The organism is Paenibacillus sp. CCS19 (assembly GCF_033239625.1).
GTDB lineage: Bacteria > Bacillota > Bacilli > Paenibacillales > Paenibacillaceae > Paenibacillus_T.
Genome location: NZ_BTCK01000019.1, coordinates 82220 through 107504, shown reverse-complemented (window position 1 = coordinate 107504; position 25285 = coordinate 82220). Strand labels below are relative to the sequence as shown.

Sequence of the window (25285 nt, the reverse complement as noted above, 5' to 3'; positions counted from 1 at the left end):
TTATTCCGCATTTTTGGGATACGGCGCTTGTTTATTATCTACAGGATATGATTCCTTAGTCGTACAATAACGCATGAATATTGTCGGGGAATAGTAAGGCTGAGCGCAACACAATTGTGGTAATTGCGGTCCCGATATTCGGTTAGAAATGCTAGAAAATCTATTATGATAGAAACAGTTAAAGCGAAGGAAAGAACTAGGAATTGTTTATAATGACTCACCAATAAATAAGCTGCTGATTAGGCAGGCTGAGAGAGAAGAGGGATGGAAGAATGACGAACAGCCGATATGACGGCTGGAGGGCGCTGCATCTTTTTTGCCGCGGCACCAAGCTTCAGGAACATTTACTGCTAGACAAATTATTGCTGCTCGTCATGCGCTTGCACGAGAAGGGCGAGGTGCTAAGCTGGTTTTATTCGCGATATTCTGGCGGCGGCGCCCATCTGCGACTCCGGCTGTTCCGTCCGACAGAGCTGGCCATGAAGAGGCTCAGAGCCGCAGGGGAGCGGCTGCTGCTTAGCCTGCCTGATCGTCAGTTTGATGATGAACTAGAGGATCTGGACGTTCTTGACGCAAACCCATTCATGCTGCGTGAAGCGACCGTCGCACTGGAATTCGACAACACACGTACGGTTGAGTTCGAATATGAACCGGAATTCGCGCGTTACGGCGGAGTTGCGGCAATGCCGATCAGTGAAAGGCTGTTCCAACGGTCCAGCGAGACATCGGCCGTCTTAATCAGCCAGACGCTGGGAAGCCGTTCGCTTCGAATGGTATCAGCCGTCAGCCTCATGATCATTACGGCATCACGCTTCGGCGTATTGAAAGACGAACTGCCGTCCTTCTTCGCTGCCTATGCTGATTACTGGAGCGTTTTCCTGAATGCGAAGGATGCGAAGATTGAGTATGATACGCAAGCAGCGGAAGAAGCTCGCGCGTTGTCTGCACGACTAACGTCGCAGTCCTTAGTCGGCAAGGAGCTTCCGCAGGACGATGTGTTGGCTGCTTGGTCACTCATGGTAGCGGATGCACACGCGAACCTGGAGGAGCTTGCGAATGCGGGATTGCTGCTCGTCCCATATTCGGGTCAGCCGGTTGTGAAGCAGGAGGACCTGCTTGAGGCGATGCGCTCTATCGCTTGGTCCCATATACATATGATGAACAATCGACTAGGCATGACGCCTTCTTATGAATACTATTTGGCAAGAGTCGCACAGCGGTTGTGCGAGTTGTCGAATATGATGGTGGATAAGACATCCTAGCAAACGAGCCATGCTCATTAATAAAATCGTTACAGAAAGCCCCCTTCGGTTTAGGCCGAAGGGGGCTTTCTGTAGTTCTGCTGCAGCATGTGCAGATGCGACCTATAGAGGGTTTTGCAAAATAATCGCGAAATAAGTATTTAACATCATTGAGCGTACCCTATGAAAGTTGATTATAGAGGAGGTTAGTCCTTACTAATGTCGACGGTGTTACAATCAGCTGTGGCGCTGATGCACGGGAGTGTGGCAAGGGTATTTCACGACGAGGAGCTGAGAGCGCTTGTCGATCAGTTTATCGAATATAAGCAGACAGAAGGCGGGATATTCAAGAAAATTGCGTCGCTTCACTGTACCATGTTCGGCGGAGATGACGAGCTTGCGGCCGCCGCGGCTGCTGCAGTAGAGCTTATGATTTTGTCGCTCGATATTTACGATGATCTGCAGGATCAGGACAACGACCAGGTGCCATGGTCGGCCATGTCGCCGGCGCTAGCTTTGAATGCGGCAATTGGGCTGCAGGCCCTATCCATTGATCTGTTAATGGAGCTTCCGATCGCAGCAGACCGCAAAATAGCGGCAGTGAACATTTTGAACAAAGGGATTCTAGGGGCAGTCAATGGTCAGCATGCGGATCTCATGAATGATGCAACGACAGAAGATGAATGTCTACTTATGATTGAGAACAAATCAGGCGCGCTCGTCGCAGCCGCTTGCCTGGTGGGCACAGCGCTGGTAACGGATGAACATCACGAATTAATAGGACAATATGGCCGAGCTATGGGCGTTTCAGCACAAATATACAATGACGTAGAAGGGATTCAGCGTTGGAGTACACGCAATGATCTGATTGCACGTAAGCAGACGCTGCCGGTTCAATTCGTGCTGGAGCAGCAGACAGAAGAGGCGGCGGCGGTTCGCAGCTACTATGATGGCAATCTATCAAGAGATGAATTGCTCATGAATAAGAATGCGATTATGGACTATATTCAGAGCTGCGGTTGCATCGAATATGCTCTTATTATCGGCAGGCTGAAGCAATATGAGGCGATGAATGCAATCGATGAGCTGCCAGTAGAGGAGCAATGGAGAGAACAATTGCGTGCTTTCTTATAGAAGTAGTTCAAAAAATACGCTTTTGATCACGACTGTGGATCGTTGAAAACAGGCAGCAAGTGCCGTAAGACGCATGGCTGCATCCAAATGTTTGACAGCACGCAATGCGGATGTGGTTTCTTGCAGTATGGATTACGATGCATGGTTGTCCATATCATGTTATATTTAAGGCAAACTATTATTCATTTTACAATTCAATAGAAAAGGTGGGCTATCCATGTTAAAGAATGCAATCGCTCAACTGAAGCAAAACCAAGAAATGATGAGTCAATTCCTCCAAGGCCGCGTTGCACTTGCTGGTGTAAGCGCAGCAGAACAGCAAGCGATGATGGACATCATGAAGGGCCAACAAACGGCTAAAGAGCAAGTTCGCAACAGTGTGTGGTGGACGGGAGCCTAATCGAATAGCAATAACGAGCCGGCAGCGTGACTTCCACGTGCCGGCTAAGCTTGTTTAAGGAGTAATATTTCTATGACGAACAGAAATAACAGATCATGGATTGTTTTGTTCATTATGCTTATATTAGCCGGCTGGTTTACGATCTTGCAGTTTACCGTTCCATACATAGGAATTAATTCAAAGCTATCGAATGGTAAATGGCTTGTTACTTATATAGATACAGAATCATGGGGAGCAAAGGCGGGCATTCAGGTAGATGATATTATATCTCAGGTCGACAATCTGCCTCCTAATGATGAGAGTTTAACGAAGTTCTATGGTATCGCAAGTGCAAGAAGCGTCGAGGTTATCCGCAATGGTCATCGAATACAATTTGATTTTACTGATTTCCGCAAACAGCCTGTGTCGTTCAATCAGACCGTCATTCCGATGGCGTCTTTTATTTTGTTGTTCACATTTTCTTCGTTTATCGTCTATAAGAAGCCTGCCGATCGTTCGGCTTTTTTATTAATATTATTTCTAATGTCAGTCGCGATCGGTTATCTAGCGGCTGGCGGCAGTGCGAGGTTGGATTTATTCTCAGGATTCATTATGAGGCTGATGTTAACCTTTGCTCCCGTATTTTTTCTTCATTTCTTACATGATTATTTTAGTAAGCTGGGCATTCAAGTCATCCATCAGGGGGCTATTTTCGCCAGCTATGTACTGGTCTCCGTCTGGAATCTATTTATATTCATCCAGGTATATGGTGTATTCTCGTTCCTGCAGGCGCCAGGCAGTGCTTCGAGAGTGGCGCTGGCCATCTTCATAGCGGGGATGATAATCGCATTACTTGTCCAAGTTCGAATGTATATTCGTTACCGTAATACAACGCAACAAGCGCTGCTGAAGTACATGATGCTTGGCAACATTGGATCCTTTCTACCATTGATACTTTTTGTAGGACTGCCATTTCTATTGAATAGCGACAATGTTATTAATGCAGGTGTTGCGAGTTCCTTCTTGCTGCTGCTGCCATTGACCTACTTGTACTTGGTTGCCTCCAATCAATTGCTCGATATCGAGTTTATCGTAAGCCGACTGCGGTATTTCTGTTTGATCGCTCTGCTGCCGACACTTCTTATTTCAATTGGAATAGGTCTTGCCTTCGCCGATCGAGGCGTCCATACGTTGCAATGGCTGCAGGTGATCTTGGTCGTTTATGTATCCACTGTGTTGACGCTTTATTTTAAAGAAGTGCTCGATCGCAAGTTCCGCAACAAGGTTATTAAAGGTGCGCATCAGTTCGAGAAAAGTTTGGAGAGCTTCTCTCATCGCGTATCCAGTGTGATGAAGGTATGCGACCTGGAGCAGTGTCTAATGGATGAACTGTTCAGCTTGCTGCCGATTCAATCGGTTGGTTTTATCGATCGTGATCTGGATGGCAATGCTATCGCATTGAAGCGCTGTCGAGGCGAGATCCCATTCGAGATGCTGCTGCCGGATCTGCAAAGCGGGTTATTGCAGTTAAGCCCGGGTGATAGTATGAAGACGAAGTACGGCAGCTGCTATTTGATCGGACAGGGCCGCGGCACGCAGCATTTTGTATGGATCAGCGATAAAGAGAATCATATGGAGTATAACCATGACGAGAAGGTATGGCTCCGTACGATTATTACGTATGCCGGCTTCGTGCATCAGAATCTGCAGCTGATCGAAGGCTTGGTACAAGATCTTGATTCGAAGAAAGGCGAGAAGACACCGCCATGGGTACTCCGGCTGCTGTTCCGTCTGTCTGAGAATGAGCGTCGCAAGCTGGCAAGCGACCTGCATGATTCCGCTCTGCAGGATCAACTGCTCTGGTATCGGAAGCTAGAGGCGATTACGAATGATGAAACGATGCTGCCCGCAGCTACAAGGGTAAGTCTAGAAGACATCCGCGAAGGTCTGCTTGATGTCATTCACCAGATCCGTGAAACTTGCAACGAGCTTAGGCCGCCTTTCCTGAAGGAGATGGGAGCCATTGAAGCGATCGAGAATTTATGTACGCATGCGCAACTGAATGCGAACTATACGATTACATTCAAGCACCAAGATATCCGTATGGAAATGGACGATGAATACGTTCTGACGTTATACCGGATTACGCAAGAGCTGCTGCGTAACGGAATGAAGCATTCCAAAGCAACGCATGTTGAGTTATTCTTACATTACGAGCATCAGTTTATTCGTTATCGTTACAGGGATAATGGGATTGGCATGGAGTTGGACAGGCTGCAATCGTCCTTCCAGCATATGGGGTTATCGGGCATACGCGAGCGGGTATCGGGTCTTGAAGGGGAGACCTATTACCGCACTGCGCCAGGCGAAGGGTTGGAGGTCGAGATCATCCTTCCGCTCCCAGATGAAGAAAGCTGCGATTATCAGACTGGTAAGGAGGAATCAGCATGATTCGCGTACTGTTGGTTGACGATCATCCTTCCGTTGGCGAAGGTACGAAACATATGATTGAGCAGGACCCTGACATACAAGTTACCATCGTATTCTCAGGTATAGAAGCATTGGAACGCATTGAGAAGAACACATTCGATGTCATGCTGTTCGACTTGAATATGCCGGTTATTAGCGGACTTGAGCTGACCAAGCGGGTGATTACATCGGATCCCGATGCAGTTGTGCTTATCTACACCGGTTATGATCTGGCTACTCATTACAATATGCTGCTTGATGCAGGGGTCTCTGGCTTTATTAGCAAAGCATCGACGCGCGAGCAGCTTATTACGGCAATCCGGTGTGCCCTGCGCGGTGAGGCGGTTGTACCTGTCCAGCTGCTCAAGCAGTTGAGACGCAGTGAGGTGCGGTTCCAGCAATCGGATGGGAAAGTCGTCGAAGAGGTATCGATTAACGAAAAGGAACAGCTTATTTTGCGCGAAGTGGCAACAGGCAGCAGCAATAAGGAAATTGCGGGTAAGCTGTTTATGAGCCAACGTACCGTTGAATACAATCTGACGCGAATATTCGAGAAGCTGAATGTTCGATCTCGTTCGGAAGCCATTGTCGAAGCCGGTCGGTTAGGATTAATTAATGAACGCGATGTCACCTATAATGTTTAAATGAATGAAGCGCCTATTGTTCCGAAACGCTACTCGGATGATAGGCGCTTCTATATTTTAGGCAGGCAAACAATGGGATAATTATGCGGACGGACTGCGGTCAAACGCAATGTTTATGCGCGGAAATGCATGGCTGATTTCGGTGAATATTCATCCAAGGTGGTTTAACATGTACATAAGGAAGGTGGTGCTCTCATCAGGTTACCTTGAGGAGTGGAGGGATTTAGTGAATACACAACAATACATCATAGATGCCAAAGGCATCGTGAAAACATATGGATTGATTCCGGTTATTCGCGGCGTAACGCTGCAGGTCAATCGCGGCGAGATATTCGGACTGGTTGGGCCAAGCGGTTCCGGCAAATCGACATTACTCGAGCTGCTTATGGGCATTAGACAAGCTGATGAGGGCGACATTCAAATGCTCGGGATGGACATGAAGAAAGACGCAAGGAAGCTGCATCATCGGATCGGATTCCAGCTGCAAGCGACTGTACTCTTCGAACGGATCAAAGTAATGGAAGCTCTCCAGCTGTTTCGTTCTTATTACAAGAAGAGAAGAGATCTGAACGAAATTATTACGATGTTGAAGCTCAAGCCGTTTCTCAACCAATACGTGCGTCATTTATCGGAAAGCATTCAACAGCGTGTCGCTCTTGCGATCGCGCTCGTCAATGACCCGGACATCGTATTTCTGGACGAGCCCAGTGCAGGGATGGATGATCCGAGAGCAATCGATGATATGTGGTCGATTATTGCTAAGCTGCAGGATGAGGGCAAGACATTCGTGATGACGACGCAATCATTGGACGAAGCATTGGAGCACTGCGATCGGCTCGCCTTCTTAATGAATGGAACGCTGTCGATGTGCATTACTTCGCAGGAGCTGATGCACAAGCTGCCCGCCGGTACTCGTACGTTGAACGAAATGTATGCACATCTTGCTGTTCATAGGAGGAAAGGAGAGTCGGCCTAATGCACTCCATGTATATGCACACAAAGATGGAGCTTAGGCTGCTGTCTCGTGATATTATCGGATTGTTCTTCGTCTTTATCATGCCAGCATTATGCTTCTATTTCTTCGGTAAGCTGTTCGAGACGCAGCATGCGGAAGATATACAATACTTCAATCAGTACATCCCGGGCATGATCGGTATCGTCTTATTCACAGCAGGTTTCTTCATCGTTGGCCTGCAGGCGGTCATTGATCGTGAGAAAGGCGTATATAAACGCTTATTGGGAACGCCGGTCAGCTCGGTACTTATTATCCAGGCAGTGGTGATTAAAGGGCTGTTGGCGGTTGTTATAGGGGCTCTGGAGATATTACTGATTGGGCGTTTAGGACTCGGTGCTCCAATTAACCTGAATATCATGCAGTTTCTGTTATCGATGCTGCTGGCAGCCTCAGCATTCATTGCTGTTGGTTTTATTGTCGCAAGATATTTCCAACGGTTTCATAGTGCGCTGGCAATCGGCTTTGTCGTGTTATATCCGATGCTGTTCCTGTCAGGCGCGACAATCCCGCTTGAATCGCTTCCAAGCAGTTTGAAGGCCGCCTCTGTCTTTATTCCGCTCCGTTACGCGGTGCATTTGCTTCAGAATGGCTGGTCAGGCAAGCTGTTTACTTACTCAAGCGTATGGGATGCCGTCGTATTAGGCTCTATCCTTGTACTGGGCATTATTCTTGGACGCAACTTCTACAGGTGGGACAAAGCATAGCGATGTCGGGTTGACAAGAAGCAAGGCTCATCGCTACGCTATAGATAGATGCAGCAATGAACACAACCATTATCGTAATCACAAGTCGCCGTACATTAGACACTTGCCGCTTATTGCGCCGAGATGTCTTGACGGCGGCTTTTTATTTAATCCGTTATTCTAAAATTCCGAACATTGACCACGGTGAACTCTAGATAAGGAATGTGACAGAAGTAATCCGTGCGAATAGGTGGCGACAACGATAATGGGGAAGAAGAGCGTACCTTACAATGATGAGATGTTATTTCAGAATTTGACGGAATCCCGAATGACGCTGGATGATGTGTACGCTCGCATGACTCGGTTCGTTTCCTCGGATGTGAGAGCGTCGTATCAATTCGTCATCGGGACAGACAGCCAAGTGTTCGGGACATATACGAAGTTTGTAACAGGAGTCATCATTCGAAGAGTCGGAAGAGGCGTCTGGGCGTGCTACCGGCAGTCTGTGGTGAAGCGGCCGTTGTTGTCGTTAAAAGAAAAGCTGTCGTTCGAAACGACGTTGTCACAGGAAACGGGATATTTGTTCGGAGGGACGGTGTTTCCTGCTATTGAAGGGCTGCTGCTGCCCTATGTGTATCAAGGAGCTGCAATTGAAGCGTTCATCGATATTGACGCAGGTACAGAGCCACTAAGAAATCCGACATGCGTGTATGTAGAGGAAATGGTGAACCGGGTGAAGGCGATGGGCATCTATACGCCGCGTACAAAGCCAGATTCGTTCGGAGCATCGGCGTATGCGAACCGCTATACGAAGCGTCCTGTTCGACTTGTAATGTAAGGGATGTAAGGGATGAATGAGGCGAAGCCCCTCTAGGGGGCTTCTACTTAGGATTACTGAATAAGGAGGCAAGGTGGCGGAACGGGTTGTTGTCGTCGTCATCCTCTTCCGTGCTGGAGTAGACAAGCTTCGTCTCGTACAGCGGATCATCGGATGCGTTATTGTGCTCTAATGTAATTTGGTTGAACATACGGACGAACAACCGAGCCGTATTGGCTGCGTCATCAAGCGCACGGTGCTGTGCGCCGTCGAAAGCAAGGCCAGCCGTTTCAAGCGCTTTGGCAAGGCCGATTCTGCGACTAGCATCATTGCCCTGCAGCTTCGTATAGAACAACTGCAGATCATTCATGTTGCTCAGCCATTTGAGATCCAGCTTCAAGTCGCGGCATTGACGGACAAAGTGCTGTTTGTCATCGGGGCCCCACGAGCATAAGTAGTACGTATCGTTGCCGATCCATTGCAGGAATAATTCGATTGCGTCACGGAAGTTAGGTGCGCTATCTACTTGCTCTTGCGTTATTCCGGTAAATTCGGTTGTATGAGCGGTGATCACTTTGTTGCGTTCCGGTTTAACATAGGTTTGGAACCGATCGATTTCTATCGGACCTTGTTCGCCGTCCGTTAGCTTAACAGCGCCGATCTCGATAATATCGGCCGTATACTGCTGCTTGCGGAGTACGGTAAATTCTAGATCGTATACGATATAAGTACGCATACCGTCACACTCCTTTCTGTCATCAAACGCTGCCACACTTTCGATTGGCCTCGATTGAAGTATTCTCATTGTAACATGGCGGATTAACCGAAGGGAGATGGTAAATCACGTGAATAACTGGGACGATAGATACAATTCAACGGGGGTGGAGGACGCTTCTTGCCGCAGCTGGTATGGAAGAGATAACTGGCGCTGAAATAGATGGACAAAGCACTCGGTTGGAATTATATTGCTTTTGAGTATGAATCATGCACTTGCATATAGGAGGAACTAACGATGAGTATGGTAGGCAATTTGAAACGGATTTCCCCAGTCTTATTGAATGACTTGCTGCAAGGTGAGGTTGAAGTGGAAGACGTGTTATATAACGATGCGGATGAGGATAACTCGTTATATTTGGACAAGTCCTGGCATGCGATTCATTATCTGCTGAACGGCGCGGCATGGGAAGGTGAAGAGCCGCTTGTCCATACGGTGCTTGGTGGAACCGCAATCGGTGAGGCGGACGAGGAAGAGATGGAGAGCGGGGAATATAACCCGATTCGTTATTTGACACCTGAATGGGTGAAGCAGATTAGCGATGCGCTGCAGGCGATCACGGAGGCGGAGCTGCACAGCCGTTACAATCCTGAACATATGAAGGAGATGGATATTTATCCTTCGATCGACTGGCAGGATGAAGGCGAGCTCGAATATGTGATGGATTATTATCGAGAGCTGCTCGCTTATTATCAGGAAGCTGCAGCGAATCAAGAAGCGATGTTGTTGTATATTACGTAACAATTTGCGTATCGATGAGCGGAATATGTTTTGTCAACAGAGCGAATAACAGCCGTATTCCGTCTGCAGACGGAGTTAAAACCAATCCCGAGTCGATTGTTCCGGGTGCTTCGAGGATGATAGTCTGTTTATAACAGCTTATATGACTGATCGAGAAGATGACGGATATAAAGGAGCGGGACAGATGTCTGCAACGGAGCAATGGGGAGAGCACAAGCAAGCACCGAATAAGCCGGCGAAGAGCGGCCGATCGTTTTTATTTTGGCGCAAGGAACGGGTCGATCACTATGCGATGCCTGAAGCAGAAGGCATTCGAAGCGTCTTCGTATCGGTCGAATCAGCGAATATTAACGTCTATCGCGCAGTCAGCGGCAGCAGCATCGGCATTCGCTTGACGGGATGGGCCAGACAGCATTCAGCAGATGAGTTCGGCATCGAGACGAGACGAGAAGGCGATCGACTTCATATTGGCATTCGAGAACCGCATAGGCTGGATCACTTAATGAATTGGGGACAGTTTGAATTGGGGATGGAGATCGAACTGCCAGCTAAGGATTGGGAGCTCCTTCGTCTGACAACGGGCAGCGGCAACTTGAGCGTATCGCGGCTTGCCGCACAGTCAGCTGTGATCGAATCCGGCAGCGGCAATGTGCTGGCAATGGATATGAAAGTGGAGCAGACGCTCCGTCTGCATACGGGATCCGGCGACGCGAGAGCTGAGCGGGTTGAAGCTGGTGAATCGACGATCCATACGAACAGCGGTAATCTTACGGTTGCAGACATGAAGAATGAACAGCGATTGGATCTTAATACAAGCTCGGGCAATATCACTTCCTCGCGGTTCGAAGCAGGTTTCTCAAGTGTCTATTCCGGCAGCGGCAATATTGTGCTGAAGGACGGCGGCGCTTCTGTTAAGGCGGAATCTGGTTCCGGAAACATTCGAATGGAGCGACTGTTGATAACGGGAGACAGCGAATTGTGGACGGGCAGCGGCAATATTGATGTTCATTTAACATCCGGCAATACGGATCTAGCGGTTACATGCGGAACTGGATCTGGCAACGGGCATATTAGCACTCATGACTTTTCAGTGACTGAGCGAACGGATGACTCCTCGCGTATCGCAGGACAATTCGGTGACGGTACCATTAAGATGCAAATCCGTACGGGCTCCGGCAATTTTGCGCTTCATAGAAGTTAATTATCGCTCGTAAAATCAACCCTCTGGGGCTTCTGCCGACAGAGGGTTTCTCACGTTCTGAATTCAATCATAGGGAGCAAGCGCGAGAAATCGCTTTCCGTCTGCACGGTTGTCCACTACAATGATGTTACAGATTGTCATCTTCATCATAATACGGTCTGTCATTGCTACGACCAACCTGCTGCCGGAGGCCACAGATGCCCAAATACAATTTATTCTCCAAAATCGTAGTGCTTATCGTTGTCATGCTGCTTCCGATTATCGGCCTTTATTTCTATTCAAACAAGACGAGCACCGATGTTTTGCGCACAGAGCTTAGCAATTCGACTGAGAATCAGCTGGTATTCTTCCAGAATCAGGTCGATACCAATGTCGAGAATTTATCGCTATGGCCGAACCTGCTTATTCAAGATCCGGATATCGCCAGCTTCCAGGAAATTTTCCTGACCAGCGATTATTTCAATCTGGATACGATTTCGCTTGTAAAGCGGATACAGACGAAGCTCGGGATACAAGAAAGCTCATCCAACTGGAAGAGCAGGCTTTACATTTATTCGCCTACGCTGCATCGGGTCGTTTCGGTGAACGACGCGAAAAGTTACGATGAAGCAGATCTGAAGAAGCGCATTAAGTGGGGCTGGCAGGTGAAGAAGCTCGCGGAAGGCTCCTTCCAATTCAGCTGGTTCACCGCATCCTCTTATTCCAAATATACCGATCCTGCTAGCGCGAATACGATCATAGAAGTTCGTTTCGACAGCAGCAGCATTCAAGATATGCTGGATAAGTTCAAAGGCTCAGGCAGCAGCGACCCGTTCTACTATAACAGTGAGCTCGGACTTATTTATAATCGTTCCTCCGATCAACAGCTGGCGCAGCAGCTTGTCAATCAACTGCAGTTTCAGGAAGGCGAGTCCACCTCCAAGCTTGGCAGTCATACGGTTGAACTGAATGGTCAGGACTATCTCGTCAATATGGCGCTGTCGGAGACGACAGGCTGGTATTTGATCGATTATACGCCGCTTGCGGATATTTTGAAGCCGATCAATCAATCGAACCGATTGTTCTACTTCTCGGTCGGCTGCCTGCTGCTCATGAGCTGTCTTGCCGCTTACTTGCTGTACGGTCAAGTACAGGTGCCGGTGAAGAAGTTGATCGTCAGCTTCCATAAGCTTCGCAGCGGCGATTATTCGGTACGGCTCGATGCGAAAGGCAAAGGGGCAAGCGAGTTCAAGTTTTTGTTCACGCGCTTCAATCTCATGGTTGCGCAAATTCAGGAGTTGTTCGAGAAAGTATACGTCGAGCAGATCCGTGTGCGTGAAGCAAAGCTGAAGCAGCTGCAATCGCAGATTAACCCGCACTTCTTCTACAACTGTTTCTCATTCATCTCGAGCATGGCGAAGCTTCAGGACTATCGAGCCGTGGTGGCGATGAGTCAAAATCTTGCCGCTTATTACCGATATACGACGCGACAGGAGCGCGATGTGGTCCCGTTTGCGGAAGAGCTCGATTTTGTCCACCATTATCTCGATATTCAGAAGCTTCGCATGAAACGGCTCGAAGTAACGATTCAAATTCCGGATGAGATGTTAGATGCAGGCATGCCGCCGCTTGTTCTGCAGCCGCTGGTGGAGAACGCCGTAATTCATGGGATCGAGTCGAGTGCAGAATCGGGCAGCATCATCATTACGGGCGAATCGAGCGGCGGCAGCTATAAGCTGACCGTCGAAGACGATGGCACCGGAATGGATGCAGAGAGTATTCTTGTTCTGCAATACAAGCTGTCGAAACCGATGGAAGAAGAGATGGGCTGCGGATTATGGAATGTGCATCAACGCATGCAGCTGCAATTCGGCGAATCGGCAGGCCTGACGCTTGGAACGTCGGCAATGGGCGGCTTCAAAGTTGTGCTGCATTGGACTGATGCGGCAAGAGCCGCGGTAATCGAGGAAGAATCGAATCAGCTAGATAAACCATCATTGGAGCAGGGGGCAGGACAATGATTGACATATTGCTTGTAGACGATGAGTCATACGTAACGGAAAGCTTGGCGCGAACGATTCCGTGGCACGATCTAGGCGTTACCAATGTGTATCAGGCAGAATCGGCCAAGGAAGCGCTGGAGCTGCTGGAGGAGCAGGAAATTGATATCGTCGTCAGCGATATTCGAATGCCGGGAATGGATGGGCTAGAGCTCATTGCTGTCATCGGAGAGCGTTGGCCGAACGTGCGCTGTATGCTGCTGACGGGTCATTCCGACTTTGATTATGCGAAACGCGCCTTGCAGTTGAAAGCTGCGGATTATATTCTGAAGCCGGTCAACGATGACGAATTCGTCGTCAGCATCTCCAATGCCGTTGAGAAGCTGCATGAGGAATGGAAGGAAGCGGACAAGTACAATCAACTCATGTATGACCGCAAGTCGGACTATACGGTGCTCCGCAACCATCTTCTGCATGATTTGCTGCTGGGACGTCAATTGAACGGCGCATTGGTGCAAAATAAGCTGCAGCAGTATGAAATTTCGCTCTCTGTCGATGAGCCTGCAGTGTTAATGTTGATTCAATTCAGCAGCCCTTTCGACGATTCCGACGCGCAGTCCGCGTCTCTGATGGAGTATGCAGTCGGGAATATTGCCGAGGAAATATTCGGCGGAAGCTTCCGTGTCTGGTGCGGTAAGACGCCGCACGACTGCCTTGTATTGCTCGCTCAGATGAAGGATAGCGGCAGGAAGCGATATAGCACCGTGGAGCAGCCGGGACCGGCAGTGCGCGAGCAGTTGTCAGAGGCGGCGGTTCGATTCCAAGAGCAGACGAGCAAGTTTCTGCGCTCGGAGACGTCATGTTTCATCACGGGGTGGTTCCCGTTTCCTGAAGGTGTGGCGGATGGCTATCGGAGTGCGTTAAGCGCATTTTTCCTCAATGAGCAAGGAACAGAGCCAAGCCAATCGATTCAATTCCTCGAGGAGATGGTCGATCGGTCTCTGCCCGCGAAGTCGCTGGAGCAGCTGCATAAACCTCCGACTTTGCTGCATTTGCTCGAATCGAAGCAGTGGAGCGCCGCTCGCGATAAAATTCATGAAGTATTCGACCTGCTGGGACGGACGACGCGTGCAAGAGAGCATCTATACGAGGTATTCCTCTATGTATCGAATGCTTTCATGTACAGCGCGCATAAGCGGGGGCAGTTCATGACCGACATCGATCATTCCGCGTTCGACATGCTGCTCGATCGTTCGGGCATTCATTCGCAGGACAAGTTGCGCGGCTGGGCGGTCAGCATGCTAGGCAAGCTCGAATCGGAGCTCTCCTCGACTGAATCGTCGACGCGGACGCATCTAGTGAAGCAGGTACAAGAAATCGTGGAACAGACACTCGGACAGGATACATCGGTCAAGACGATCGCGGACAAGGTCTATTTGCACCCCGTTTATTTGTCCAAAATCTATAAGGCTGATACGGGCGAAAGCTTAAGCGACTACATCATTCGGATGCGGATGGAACGGGCGCATTATATGCTCAAGAAGACGAATAAGAAGATCTATGAGATTACCGCTGAGCTCGGCTATCAGAATCCGCAATACTTCAGCAAAATGTTCAAGAAGTACTACGGCATGACGCCGCAGGAATTCCGCGACACCGCGGACTAAGCTCTTGGAACCCGAAATGGATCAAATGGTTGTCAAAGGTGCAGAAATGTTCGATTTATGACATAGGCCGCTTGGCACCCCCACTCTATAATGAAAACGTAAACATATGATAAGGGGGAACAACATGAGAGCCAAATTTAGAACAACGCTATTGTTGACGCTTTCTCTGTTTCTGATTATTGCACTCGCAGCATGCGGCGGCAGCAAGGATGACAAGTCGACATCCGACGACTCCGGCAAGACGGAAACGAGCGCGACGGATAAGGCTGATACGAGTGCAGATACCGGCAGCAAGGAAGAGACAAGTCCGTACAAGGATAAATACGATCCACCGGTAACGATTACGACGGTATGGGGCGTCGACCCTGCACTGAAGTTCAAGAACGGCGAGACGATCGAGAACAACGTCGCAACGAAATGGGCGAAGGATACGCTCGGCATCGACATCAAATCGCTCTGGTCGGTAACGAATACGAACAACGCATACTCCACGAAGCTGCGCCTGGCGTTGACGTCCGGTCAAGAGCTTCCAGATGTGCTCGTTGTTGGTAACGAAGATCCGCAGCTCATTCAAGACTTGATCGATTCCGGTGCATTCCAAGACGCCGGCGCACTGTTCGACAAATATGCGAACGATACTTGGAAATCGGCAATGGCGCTTGATCCGAACAACTGGAACACGTATGTGCGTGACGGCGTTCGCATGGCGATTCCGATTCTCGATTATGCATACAACAACGACTATCTGCTCTGGATCCGCCAAGACTGGCTGGATAAGCTGAACCTGCAAGCGCCTAAGACGATTGATGAGCTTGAAACTGTCATGGAAGCATTCAAGAACAACAATCCAAGCGGTCTGGCTCCAGACAAAGTCGTTCCACTCAGCATCGGCTTCAAATCGTCGATGAACACATGGATGGGCGATCCATCCTGGATCTTCGGCGCATACGGCACGATTCCGCAACAATGGAACGTAGGCGCAGACGGCAAGCTGGAGTACGGCTCCGTGAACGCAGGCATGAAACAAGGTCTGCAGAAGCTGAACGAATGGTATAACAAAGGCTTCATTCCGAAAGAAGCAGCGCTGTGGGATGAGAACAAAACGTCCGAGCCAGCAGTTGCAGGCACGGCAGGCATTATCCCTGGCCCTTACTGGATGAGCGGCTGGCCGCTGCAAGATACGGTGAAGAATGATCCGGCTGCAGTATGGAAGCCAATCGCACTGCCAACGGGTCCAGACGGCAAAGCAGGCCGCCATGGTACAGCATTCAACAACGGCGTAATCTTGATCAACAAAGACATGAAGAACCCTGAAGCGTTCTTCACGTATGAGAACTACATGTTCTCCAACTTGGCTGATCCACAGCCAGGCGGTCCATTCGAGAACGGTCTGTTCAAAGGCTATGACTATGAGCTCGACGCTAACGGCCAAGCTGTATACGGCGACGACAATGTGCCAGGCGGCGTTGTAAACGCAGTTCGTTACCTGCTCGTTCGTGACGGCGCACGTATTCCGGACGCACAGATGAAAGCACTGCTCAATCTGGCGGACGGCAAAGAGCCAACGACGCGCATGGAGAAAGACCTGAAGAACAACTTCGGCAAAGAAACACCTGCTGCGGCAGTTGCGCTCATGGCTCAGAAGGATGCCGGCTTCATGAATATGTACACGGGTCCTTCGACGGAGACGATGAAGACGAAATTCGACTACCTGAAGAAGATCGAAGCGCAAACGTTCAACGAAATCATCTACGGCGAGAAATCCGCAGATGAATTCGACAAGTTCGTAGCGACGTGGAAAAGCTCCGGCGGCGACCAAATTACGACGGAAGTCAACACTTGGTACGACGGTATCAACAAATAACATACGCTCGGCATCGATCCGATCCGTATGAGAAATGTCCCACATCACTCCGGTGAATGTGGGACATTTTTTTGTATCGGCACACACAAACCTAATGCATTGCATAAGAGGACGTGGCTCTCAGCAGGCAGCAGCTCTTACGCGTCTTATCTCACCGCACCTATACGCTATGATGCACAATTGTAAGCTCTGCTCCTCGGGGTCACGTGATTCCCGGCACTCAAGTAAGCGATCGTGTCTATGTGCTCCTCACCGCACGCTAACGAACCGAGTAGACACTATTTGCAGATATACAACACTCCTCAATTCTAAGGAACTCAGATGTTCTTATATGGCGAATTTACTCATCTTAGGACCGAAAGTTGGTCAAATAGCGCCATTAGCGTTCGTTACTACTAAAATCGAGCTAATCATCCACTAATAGCATCTTTGTAGATCGTTACAAGAATCGCTCGAACGAAAGCTGTGCCCTGCAAGGGCACGCGACCCCCGGCACGCAGTCTACACAACCGCACAACAGTCATGCCGATAGCCCATTCCGGGGTCCCGGGGTTGGAAACCCCGGGGGTCCTCCCTAGCAGGGAGGGAGGACAATAAAGCTCGAACAAAAGCTGTGCCCTACAAGGGCACGCGACCCCAAAGCACGCAGTCTACACAACCGCACCACAGTCGTGCCGCCAGCCCATTCCGGGGTCCCGGGGTTGGAAACCTCGGGGGTCCTTCCTTACTAGGAGGGAGGACTATAACGCTCGAACAAAAGCTGTGCCCTACAAGGGCACGCGACCCCAAAGCACGTAGTCAACACAACCGCACCACAGTGCTGCCGACGGCCCATTCCGGGGTCCCGGGGTTGGAAACCCCGGGGGTCCTCCCTAGCAGGGAGGATTTAGGTGGGTAGAAAATTTGGTTTTAATTTTTTAAAAATAATAATTCAATTAAGGAAAAACATGGGGTTTCAAGAGGCGGAGCCCCTGTGAATTATAGGTATTTATATCAACGGGGTCCAAGGGGCAGAGCCCCTAGAATCCTCCTAATAGGGAGGACTTAGACGGGTCCAACACATTGGTTGCATTTGTGCCATTTATGTTGGTTTTGATGTCTACTAAGCCTCTTAGCCGGCTTGCTATAATTTCAACAGAGACGTTTACATTGGAGACTCGAGTCAGGGGGAACGAGCGAATGACACATCTAAAGAAATACTGGCCGCTGCACTTGATGGTATTGCCATCGCTGTTATTTCTAATCGCTTTCAACTATTTGCCTATGGCAGGCATCGTAATGGCTTTCCAGGATTTCAAGCCTAGGCTTGGGATCGGAGGGTCGAAGTGGGTAGGGTTTGATAACTTCCGGCTGCTGTTCGATCGCGAGGACAGCATTCAAGTTATATGGAACACATTGATCATTGCGGTTCTGAAGATGATATTCAATCTGATTGCACCATTCACGTTTGCGATCTTCCTCAATGAGGTACGCAAAGAGTTGTTCAAACGTTATGTGCAAACGATGGTATACCTGCCGCATTTCTTGTCGTGGGTACTCCTCGGAGGCATCTTGATCGACGTATTATCGCAAGACGGCGGATTCATTAATCGGATCATCGAGTCGTTAGGTTTCGATTCCATTCCATTCCTTATGAATGGCGACTGGTTCCGCGTCACGGTAGTTATTTCCGATGTATGGAAGGAATTCGGCTATGGCGCGATCGTCTTCCTGGCCGCGTTGTCGAACATTAACCCAGCGCTGTACGAAGCCGCTGAAGTAGACGGCGCAAGCCGATTCAAACAAACGATGCATATTACAATTCCGTCGATGCTCCCGATTACGATCGTCGTAGGAACATTGGCGCTCGGCAACGTGCTGAACGCAGGCTTCGACCAAATTTTCAACCTATACAATGGTATGGTTTACAACAAGGGCGACATTCTCGATACGTTCGTCTACCGGACAGGTATTCTTGCCGGCAACATGGGCTTCGCAACAGCCATTGGATTGTTTAAATCTGTGATCAGTATGATACTCATTTTCGTGTCTTACCGGGCAGCGTACAAATGGGCTAACTATCGGATCTTCTAATAGCGCGAGAAGGAGAGAGAGACATGTATCATAAAACAGTCCCATACCGGGTATTCACGGTATTCAACACCATCGGTCTTCTATTTCTTTCGATTGCATGCGTGCTGCCTCTTATCCACGTTCTGGCCGTATCGTTCAGTGCGAAGTCGGCTGCCGATGCGAATCTCGTCAATCTATGGCCGGTTCACTTCACGACAGAAGCGTATCACAAAACGATGGATAACCCGCTGTTCCTGCACTCGATCTGGGTATCGGTTAAGCGGACGGTGCTTGGCACCGCATTGACGTTGTTCCTTGCGTTCATGGCAGCATACCCGCTCTCGAAGGAGAATAGCGATTTCAGAGGCCGTTCGGTCTACGCATGGTTCTTCATCTTCGCGATGGTATTCAGCGGCGGTCTCGTGCCATTCTACTACGTCATTCAGCAGCTGCATCTGATGGGGACGTTCTGGGCACTCATCCTGCCAGGCGCGGTCAATATTTACTTGACGATCCTGATGATGAACTTCTTCCGCAGCGTACCGAAGGAATTGACGGAAGCCGCAATGATTGATGGCGCAGGACATTTCCGGACTTTGTTCAAAATTTACCTGCCTGTCTCGACGCCGGCGATCGCAACACTGGGCTTGTTCAGCATCGTGTTCCATTGGAACTCGTGGTTCGACGGGTTGCTGTATACGAAGGGCTCGGACCAATATCCGCTGGCAACATTCTTGCAGACGGTTATTATTCAACACGATTTCAGCTCCATGAGTCTTGATCCGGCGAGTATGGCGCTCATTTCACAGAAAACGGTTAACTCGGCGCAAATCTTCATCGGCGCACTTCCGGTGCTGCTCGTGTATCCGTTCTTGCAGAAGTTTTTCGTCAAAGGTCTCGTGCTTGGTTCGGTTAAAGAATAATTAGCAATGCGAAGGGGCGGTCTGTTCCAATGAGCAGCGTACGAATTCAAGGTATGGATGTATCGTTTCTAGATGAGATCGAGCAGGGCGGAGGCGCCTTCTATGAAGGCGACCTGCAGCGCGACTGTCTGCATATTATGGCGGCTAACGGCGTGAACTCCATTCGGCTGCGCATTTGGAATGACCCGCCGGGCGGCTTCTGCAACTTGGAGCGGACGCTTGTTATGGCGAAGCGGATCAAGGCGTTGGGGCTGCATTTTCTGCTCGATTTCCACTACTCGGACGTGTGGGCAGATCCGGCGCATCAGACGAAACCGAAGGCATGGGAGTCGCTAGATTTTGAAAGTCTTACGCAGGCGGTGTATGATTATACTCGACTCGTGTTGACCGAGCTTCAGGCACAGGGCACCATGCCCGATATGGTGCAGATCGGCAACGAGATTACGCCTGGCATGCTGTGGGGAGACGGCTGCGTCGATGGCGAGGCGAACGACAACGATGTGCAGTGGAAGAAGTTTGCAGCACTGGTGAAGGCGGGAATCGAGGCGGCGAAGGACGTCGGGCCGGAACTGAACATCATGGTTCATATCGACCGGGGCGGCGACAACGCGGCAAGCCGACGGTTCTATGATCGGTTCGAGAAGCTTGGCGTACAGTTCGACACGATCGGTTTGTCCTTCTATCCATGGTGGCACGGCACATTGGACGATCTGAAGAACAATCTGACGGATCTAGCGCTCCGTTATGATAAAGATATCGTCGTCGTAGAGACGGCCTACCCATGGACGATTGCGACTAATCGCGAGCTCTCTTTTATCGTCGATAAAGAGGAGCAGCTTCATGCGGGTTATCCAGCAAGCGTGCAGGGGCAATCCGATTACTTGCGCGATTTCATTAACGTGATTCAATCTACGCCGAACGGCCGCGGCGTCGGCTTCCATTATTGGGAGCCATGCTGGATTCCATCCAAGCCGGAATGGTCGGTTGGCCACGGCAATAACTGGTCGAATCTGACGCTGTTCGATTTCGAGGGACGCAAGCTGAAATCGCTGGAGACGCTGAAGGATCTGGAGAACGTTACGAACGGCTAACCGAACGGCAAACGACAAAAGCTTGCGAATCGCAGCAGGAAATGAACAGGTTGGCACGAATACAAGTACGCGAAGGCGCGTTCAAGCGGCGGTTCCTTTCCTCATCTGGCGGATGGCGGAGGGACAGTCGCTTTTTGTGTAAAAGAACAATGTAATTAACGCTATCACCCTTACGAACAATATGCTCAAGGAGATGAACCCATATGGCAACGACTCAAGTAATGAAAGAACGCCTTGCTTCACAAGAGGGTCAGCACATACTGGCGAATTTGTATGGCAAAGATATGCTAGCGATGCAGTCGGGGCGTTATAGCTCGCTGTTGACTCAATATGAAGAACGGTTCGGCGCTAATGATGTTCAATTGTTCAGCGCGCCGGGCCGCAGCGAAATCGGCGGCAATCATACCGACCACAACTACGGCAAAGTACTCGCAGCAAGCATTAACCTGGATACGATTGCCGCATCGGCGCCTGTATCCAATCGCCTTATTACGATCGTATCGGAAGGCTACCCAGGTCAGACGGTCGTCGATCTGGACGAACTGGGACCTATCGAGGGTGAAGGCGGCACAACGGCGCTCGTACGTGGCATTGCAGCAGGCTTCCTCGAGTTCGGCTACCACATCGGCGGCTTCAATGCATATGTATCGAGCAATGTACTGTCGGCATCGGGTCTCAGCTCATCGGCTTCATTCGAGATGCTCGTCTGTACGATTCTGAGCACGTACTATAACGATGGTGTGCTGGATGCGGTAATGATGTCGCGTATCGGCCAATTCTCGGAGAACCGCTACTGGAATAAACCGTCCGGCATGCTTGATCAGATGGCTTGCGCATACGGCGGTCTCATTACGATCGATTTCAAGAACCCTGCACAGCCCGTGATCGAACCAATCGATTACCCATTCCGGGACAAAGGTTATTCGCTTGTCATCGTCGCAACAGGCGGCAACCATGCCGATCTGACGGCTGACTATGCGGCAGTGCCGAACGAGATGTTCGAGGTGGCTCGCATTCTCGGCGGTAACGTGTGCCGCGACATTACGGCGGAACAGATTTATGAGAATCTGGGCAAGATCCGTGAGCAGGCAGGCGACCGCGCGGTGCTGCGGGCGCTGCATTTTCTAGAAGAGAATCGCCGGGTGGACGAGCAGGCGGCAGCGCTTCGCAATGACGAGATCGGTAAGTTCCTTGCTCTCATTACAGAGTCGGGCAACTCGTCGTGGAAGTGGCTTCAGAACTGTTACCGCGATTCGGATTCGCGCGAGCAGGGCATTACGATTGCGCTTGCATTGACGGAACAATATCTGCGTAAAATCGGCGACGGCGCTTGCCGGGTTCACGGCGGCGGCTTCGCGGGCGTCATTCTTGCGATCGTTCCAGATGATAAGGCGGACGAGTATGCCAAGTTCATCGGCGGAACGCTCGGCACGCAGACGTATACGATTAACGTTCGTCAGCAAGGTGCAATCTGCTTAGCGATCTAAGATGTACGTCTGAAGCGACGGTACAGGGCTCGTCTCTATGTCATGCAGAAGCATGATAGAGGCGGGTCTTTTTTTTCGTATCGTTTCGGCTATACTGTGTAAAGGTCTATTAGCCTATCCTGCATGATGAAAGGGGTTACATCGCTTGAAGAAGCTGATGTTTATCTACGGCTTACTGATCATGTCCTTTATTGTGTATGTGATCAATTATCAAACGAGCAAAAACGACGATAATCCGTGGGAGACGACTGGCGGCCTTAGGGGCAGCATCGATGAGAAGTACGTCATGGTGACGTTCCAATCGGGCATCGACTATTGGAAGGGCGTTCTCAAAGGGTTCGAGGATGCGGCGGAGGCGCTTAATGTGTCGGTCGAATATCGCGGGGCGACCAAATACGATCTGCAGGAGCAGATTACGGTGCTGGAGCAGGTTATTGCGAAGCGGCCTGCGGGCATTGCGTTGTCGGCGATCAATCCAGAGGCGCTTAATCCGACGATCAACAAAGCGATCGAGGAAGGTATTCCGGTCGTTTTGTTCGACTCCGGCACAACGGAGAGCAAAGCCTACTCGCTGCTTGCGACCGACAATTATCGTGCCGGCGTCATTGCCGCACGAACGATGGCCGACCTGACAGGCGGTCAAGGCGATGTTGCGATTCTATATCAGCCGCATCAGATGAACTTAGAGGAGCGGACAAGAGGGTTTAAAGAAACGATTCGCACCGAATTCCCCGGCATGGAGGTTGTCGAGGTTGTAGACGCGAAGGCGCAGCGGACGACATCGTACGATGCAACGATGCAGCTGGTAAGCAAATATCCGGATTTGCGCGGCATTTTCATAACGGAAGCTAACGGCGGCGTTGGCGTCGGGGACGCGATACAGTCGCTCGGCAACGAGAAGGTGAAGATCGTCAGCTTCGATACGGACAAAGGGACGCTGGACATGGTGAAGGACGGCCGAATCGACGCGACGATGGCGCAGGGAACGTGGAGCATGGGCTATTGGTCGTTGCAATTTTTATTCCATATGAAACATGAGCTCGTTCAAGCTGCTAATTGGCAGACGACGACGATGTCGCCGCTTCCGGTGCAGGTCGATACGGGCATTAATGTCGTGACGCAGCAGAATGTGGATGAGTACTATGCCAAATAAGCGACAGGAGTGGAGGGGGAATCCTTGGTAAAATGGAGCGGCTTCTCCTTGAACAATCAGCCGATTCGGTACAAGCTCATCATTCATTTTCTGCTGATCGGCATTTTGCCTGCGATTGGCCTTGGCGTCTTGATCGATTGGACGGCAAGCCGGATCATCGAGCGTCAGGTGAACGATTATACGATTCAAATGATCGGCAAAGTAAACGATTCGCTGGAGCACTACGTCGAGAATGCGCAAAATATGACCTATCTCATCAGCTTCGATCCGAACGTCAATAAGTTCATGGAGCATGGCACTTACGACGAGATGGCCATTCGTACGTTTATGATGGGATTCACGACGCTGCATACGGAAGTGGCCAGCATTGTGATAGCGAATAATAAAGGCGATTACATTAGCAACGAAATGTACATGCGCTCGACGAAAAGCCTCACGCAGGACGATTGGTACAAGCAGGCGGTGCAGAGCAAAGGGATATTCCGCATTATCGGGCATCCATCGGGGCGTAATCTGGCCTCCCATGTCGATTATAAAGACAGCGATGTCGTATCCTTCGTCCGAGCCGTTGTCGATCCGCTCACGCAGGATGTGAAGGGCGTTATTATGATCGATCTGAAGCTGCGCGTGTTCGCAGAGACGGTGAAGGATGTACGGCTCGGCAAGTCCGGTTATCTAATGATTGTCGACGATAGCGGCGATACCATCTACGCACCTGATCATCCGCTGCTGCAGAAGCTGCCGGCACGTCCGTTATTGGAGGGAGTTGTGCCTGCAACCTCGGGCACCTACTCGGCCGAAGTGGATAATCGAAGCTTGCAGTTTATTTATCGGACCTCGCCTTTCACGAACTGGATGACGGTTGGGGTGTTCCCGAGCAACGAGCCGGTGTCCGAGATGCGGGAGATTCGATTCTATGTCGTAAGCTTCGCGTTTCTTGTATGTTTGCTCGGCATAACGGCCTCGTATTATTTGTCCCATTCCATGTCGAGACCGATTGGACAGCTGATGTCTTTCATGCAAAAAGCAGAGTCCGGCGATCTCACGATCCGTTATTGGGGGGATCGTCAAGATGAAGTCGGTAAGCTGGGGAGGAGCTTCAACACCATGCTTGCTCAAATCAATCGGCTTATCACCTTAACCGAGGTGCAGGAGCGGCAAAAACGCGAAGCGGAGCTTCGCAGTCTGCAGGCGCATATTAAGCCGCATTTTCTATACAATACGCTTGATACGATTCAATGGATGGCGCGGCGGCGCAATGCCGACGACGTTGCGGAAGTTGTAGGCTCGCTCTCGAAGCTGTTCCGAATCGGACTTAACCGTGGCAGTGATATGATACCGCTGGCGGAGGAGTTCGAGCATATCAGCAGCTATATGAACATTCAGCAAACGCGTTACAGCGGCAAAATCAGCTTCAAGCTGTCGCTTGACCCTGCTGTCGGACAGCTGTATGTGCTGAAGCTGATGCTGCAGCCGCTCGTGGAGAATGCGATCTATCATGGTGTTAAGGAGCGCCGTGGTCCTGGTGTCATCGATGTGTCGGCTGCGGAAGAGGATGGTGCGGTGGTGCTGCGTGTCGCAGATGATGGCGCTGGCATTCCGCCGGACAAGCTGACCCGATTGCTGAGCAAGCTCGAAACGATTTCTTCGGTTGGCGGCTCGCCGGATGGAATCGGTGTTCAGCGGGATCCAGTCGGCAGCGAAGGCAGGCCTAGTGCGGATGTGCTGCTTGGCGGCTCATCGCAAGGCGGCGGCAGTTCGTCGGGCGGTGAAGGCGGAAGCGGCTATGGCATGATGAATGTGCAGGCTAGAGTAAGAATTGCTTTCGGAGATGACTATGGTGTGAAGATAGAAAGCCAAGTGGGCCAGGGAACGGTAGTGACGATCCGTCATCCGATTATTCGCTATTTGGACAAATAAGGTTTGTGGTTGCGCTAGTGCAATGTAGAGATACAGCGCTACAAGATGGA

Annotated in this window: 20 protein-coding genes; 19 read left to right on the top strand and 1 reads right to left on the bottom strand. The window is 50.3% G+C overall.

From position 1 onward, the window contains the following. Positions 1–272 precede the first annotated feature (272 nt). The 8 genes from SBI19_RS14960 (at position 273) to SBI19_RS14925 (ending at position 8403) form a co-directional block, all read left to right on the top strand. On the top strand, positions 273–1262 hold the full coding sequence (locus tag SBI19_RS14960; RefSeq protein WP_317969511.1) for a lantibiotic dehydratase C-terminal domain-containing protein: 990 nt from the start codon (positions 273–275) through the stop codon (positions 1260–1262). A 198-nt stretch (positions 1263–1460) separates the two neighbouring features. Continuing rightward, entirely contained in the window at positions 1461–2375 is a 915-nt protein-coding gene (locus SBI19_RS14955; protein ID WP_317969509.1) for a polyprenyl synthetase family protein, read from the top strand. Between the two features lie 217 nt (positions 2376–2592). Then, complete coding sequence (comX, locus tag SBI19_RS14950; protein WP_317969507.1) at positions 2593–2775, top strand: competence pheromone ComX; 183 nt, start codon at positions 2593–2595, stop codon at positions 2773–2775. Between the two features lie 72 nt (positions 2776–2847). Continuing rightward, positions 2848–5205 (top strand): ATP-binding protein, encoded by a 2358-nt coding sequence (locus SBI19_RS14945; RefSeq protein WP_317969505.1) that lies wholly within the window; start codon positions 2848–2850, stop codon positions 5203–5205. After that, a complete protein-coding gene (locus SBI19_RS14940) occupies positions 5202–5867 on the top strand; it encodes a response regulator transcription factor (RefSeq protein WP_317969503.1) in 666 nt (221 codons plus the stop codon). The genes SBI19_RS14945 and SBI19_RS14940 overlap by 4 nt, the downstream gene beginning before the upstream one ends. A 226-nt stretch (positions 5868–6093) precedes the next feature. Continuing rightward, complete coding sequence (locus tag SBI19_RS14935) at positions 6094–6843, top strand: ABC transporter ATP-binding protein (protein WP_317969501.1); 750 nt, start codon at positions 6094–6096, stop codon at positions 6841–6843. Beyond that, positions 6843–7586: an ABC transporter permease gene (locus tag SBI19_RS14930; RefSeq protein WP_317969499.1), complete on the top strand. Its 744-nt coding sequence runs from the start codon at positions 6843–6845 to the stop codon at positions 7584–7586. Before SBI19_RS14935 ends, SBI19_RS14930 begins: the two co-directional genes overlap by 1 nt. 244 nt (positions 7587–7830) lie before the next feature. Further along, positions 7831–8403 (top strand): ribonuclease H-like YkuK family protein, encoded by a 573-nt coding sequence (locus tag SBI19_RS14925; RefSeq protein WP_317969497.1) that lies wholly within the window; start codon positions 7831–7833, stop codon positions 8401–8403. A gap of 43 nt (positions 8404–8446) precedes the next feature. Here the strand turns inward: SBI19_RS14925 and SBI19_RS14920 are convergent, their stop codons facing one another. Next, entirely contained in the window at positions 8447–9118 is a 672-nt protein-coding gene (locus SBI19_RS14920; protein WP_317969495.1) for a 3'-5' exonuclease, read from the bottom strand. 276 nt (positions 9119–9394) lie between these two features. Between SBI19_RS14920 and SBI19_RS14915 the strand changes: the two genes are divergently transcribed. The 11 genes from SBI19_RS14915 (at position 9395) to SBI19_RS14865 (ending at position 25235) form a co-directional block, all read left to right on the top strand. Then, positions 9395–9898: a YfbM family protein gene (locus tag SBI19_RS14915; RefSeq protein WP_317969493.1), complete on the top strand. Its 504-nt coding sequence runs from the start codon at positions 9395–9397 to the stop codon at positions 9896–9898. A gap of 184 nt (positions 9899–10082) precedes the next feature. After that, complete coding sequence (locus tag SBI19_RS14910; protein ID WP_317969491.1) at positions 10083–11099, top strand: DUF4097 family beta strand repeat-containing protein; 1017 nt, start codon at positions 10083–10085, stop codon at positions 11097–11099. 197 nt (positions 11100–11296) lie between these two features. Further along, positions 11297–13099 (top strand): sensor histidine kinase, encoded by a 1803-nt coding sequence (locus SBI19_RS14905; protein WP_317969489.1) that lies wholly within the window; start codon positions 11297–11299, stop codon positions 13097–13099. Further along, on the top strand, positions 13096–14745 hold the full coding sequence (locus SBI19_RS14900; RefSeq protein ID WP_317969487.1) for a response regulator: 1650 nt from the start codon (positions 13096–13098) through the stop codon (positions 14743–14745). The genes SBI19_RS14905 and SBI19_RS14900 overlap by 4 nt, the downstream gene beginning before the upstream one ends. A gap of 124 nt (positions 14746–14869) precedes the next feature. After that, the gene (locus tag SBI19_RS14895; protein ID WP_317969485.1) at positions 14870–16609 is read left to right on the top strand and encodes a type 2 periplasmic-binding domain-containing protein; all 1740 of its coding nucleotides are present in this window, start codon (positions 14870–14872) and stop codon (positions 16607–16609) included. Between the two features lie 1179 nt (positions 16610–17788). Continuing rightward, complete coding sequence (locus SBI19_RS14890; RefSeq protein ID WP_317969483.1) at positions 17789–18682, top strand: ABC transporter permease; 894 nt, start codon at positions 17789–17791, stop codon at positions 18680–18682. A gap of 23 nt (positions 18683–18705) precedes the next feature. Next, positions 18706–19584, top strand: a complete 879-nt coding sequence (locus SBI19_RS14885) for a carbohydrate ABC transporter permease (protein ID WP_317969481.1) — start codon at positions 18706–18708, stop codon at positions 19582–19584. A 29-nt stretch (positions 19585–19613) separates the two neighbouring features. Continuing rightward, positions 19614–20675 (top strand): glycoside hydrolase family 53 protein, encoded by a 1062-nt coding sequence (locus SBI19_RS14880; protein WP_317969479.1) that lies wholly within the window; start codon positions 19614–19616, stop codon positions 20673–20675. Positions 20676–20878: 203 nt separating this feature from the next. After that, the gene (locus SBI19_RS14875; protein WP_483312294.1) at positions 20879–22162 is read left to right on the top strand and encodes a galactokinase; all 1284 of its coding nucleotides are present in this window, start codon (positions 20879–20881) and stop codon (positions 22160–22162) included. A gap of 145 nt (positions 22163–22307) precedes the next feature. Beyond that, positions 22308–23315, top strand: coding sequence for a substrate-binding domain-containing protein (locus SBI19_RS14870; RefSeq protein WP_317969477.1), 1008 nt, complete (start codon positions 22308–22310; stop codon positions 23313–23315). Between the two features lie 24 nt (positions 23316–23339). Next, positions 23340–25235, top strand: a complete 1896-nt coding sequence (locus SBI19_RS14865; RefSeq protein WP_317969475.1) for a cache domain-containing sensor histidine kinase — start codon at positions 23340–23342, stop codon at positions 25233–25235. Positions 25236–25285: the final 50 nt, after the last annotated feature.

Excerpts from the sequence above, each read along its gene's own strand:
- SBI19_RS14960 (WP_317969511.1), top strand. The coding sequence starts at position 273 with ATGACGAACAGCCGATATGACGGCTGGAGGGCGCTGCATCTTTTTTGC.
- SBI19_RS14955 (WP_317969509.1), top strand. The coding sequence starts at position 1,461 with ATGTCGACGGTGTTACAATCAGCTGTGGCGCTGATGCACGGGAGTGTG.
- comX (WP_317969507.1), top strand. The coding sequence starts at position 2,593 with ATGTTAAAGAATGCAATCGCTCAACTGAAGCAAAACCAAGAAATGATG.
- SBI19_RS14945 (WP_317969505.1), top strand. The coding sequence starts at position 2,848 with ATGACGAACAGAAATAACAGATCATGGATTGTTTTGTTCATTATGCTT.
- SBI19_RS14940 (WP_317969503.1), top strand. The coding sequence starts at position 5,202 with ATGATTCGCGTACTGTTGGTTGACGATCATCCTTCCGTTGGCGAAGGT.
- SBI19_RS14930 (WP_317969499.1), top strand. The coding sequence starts at position 6,843 with ATGCACTCCATGTATATGCACACAAAGATGGAGCTTAGGCTGCTGTCT.
- SBI19_RS14925 (WP_317969497.1), top strand. The coding sequence starts at position 7,831 with ATGGGGAAGAAGAGCGTACCTTACAATGATGAGATGTTATTTCAGAAT.
- SBI19_RS14920 (WP_317969495.1), bottom strand. The coding sequence starts at position 9,118 with ATGCGTACTTATATCGTATACGATCTAGAATTTACCGTACTCCGCAAG.
- SBI19_RS14915 (WP_317969493.1), top strand. The coding sequence starts at position 9,395 with ATGAGTATGGTAGGCAATTTGAAACGGATTTCCCCAGTCTTATTGAAT.
- SBI19_RS14910 (WP_317969491.1), top strand. The coding sequence starts at position 10,083 with ATGTCTGCAACGGAGCAATGGGGAGAGCACAAGCAAGCACCGAATAAG.
- SBI19_RS14905 (WP_317969489.1), top strand. The coding sequence starts at position 11,297 with ATGCCCAAATACAATTTATTCTCCAAAATCGTAGTGCTTATCGTTGTC.
- SBI19_RS14900 (WP_317969487.1), top strand. The coding sequence starts at position 13,096 with ATGATTGACATATTGCTTGTAGACGATGAGTCATACGTAACGGAAAGC.
- SBI19_RS14895 (WP_317969485.1), top strand. The coding sequence starts at position 14,870 with ATGAGAGCCAAATTTAGAACAACGCTATTGTTGACGCTTTCTCTGTTT.
- SBI19_RS14890 (WP_317969483.1), top strand. The coding sequence starts at position 17,789 with ATGACACATCTAAAGAAATACTGGCCGCTGCACTTGATGGTATTGCCA.
- SBI19_RS14885 (WP_317969481.1), top strand. The coding sequence starts at position 18,706 with ATGTATCATAAAACAGTCCCATACCGGGTATTCACGGTATTCAACACC.
- SBI19_RS14880 (WP_317969479.1), top strand. The coding sequence starts at position 19,614 with ATGAGCAGCGTACGAATTCAAGGTATGGATGTATCGTTTCTAGATGAG.
- SBI19_RS14875 (WP_483312294.1), top strand. The coding sequence starts at position 20,879 with ATGGCAACGACTCAAGTAATGAAAGAACGCCTTGCTTCACAAGAGGGT.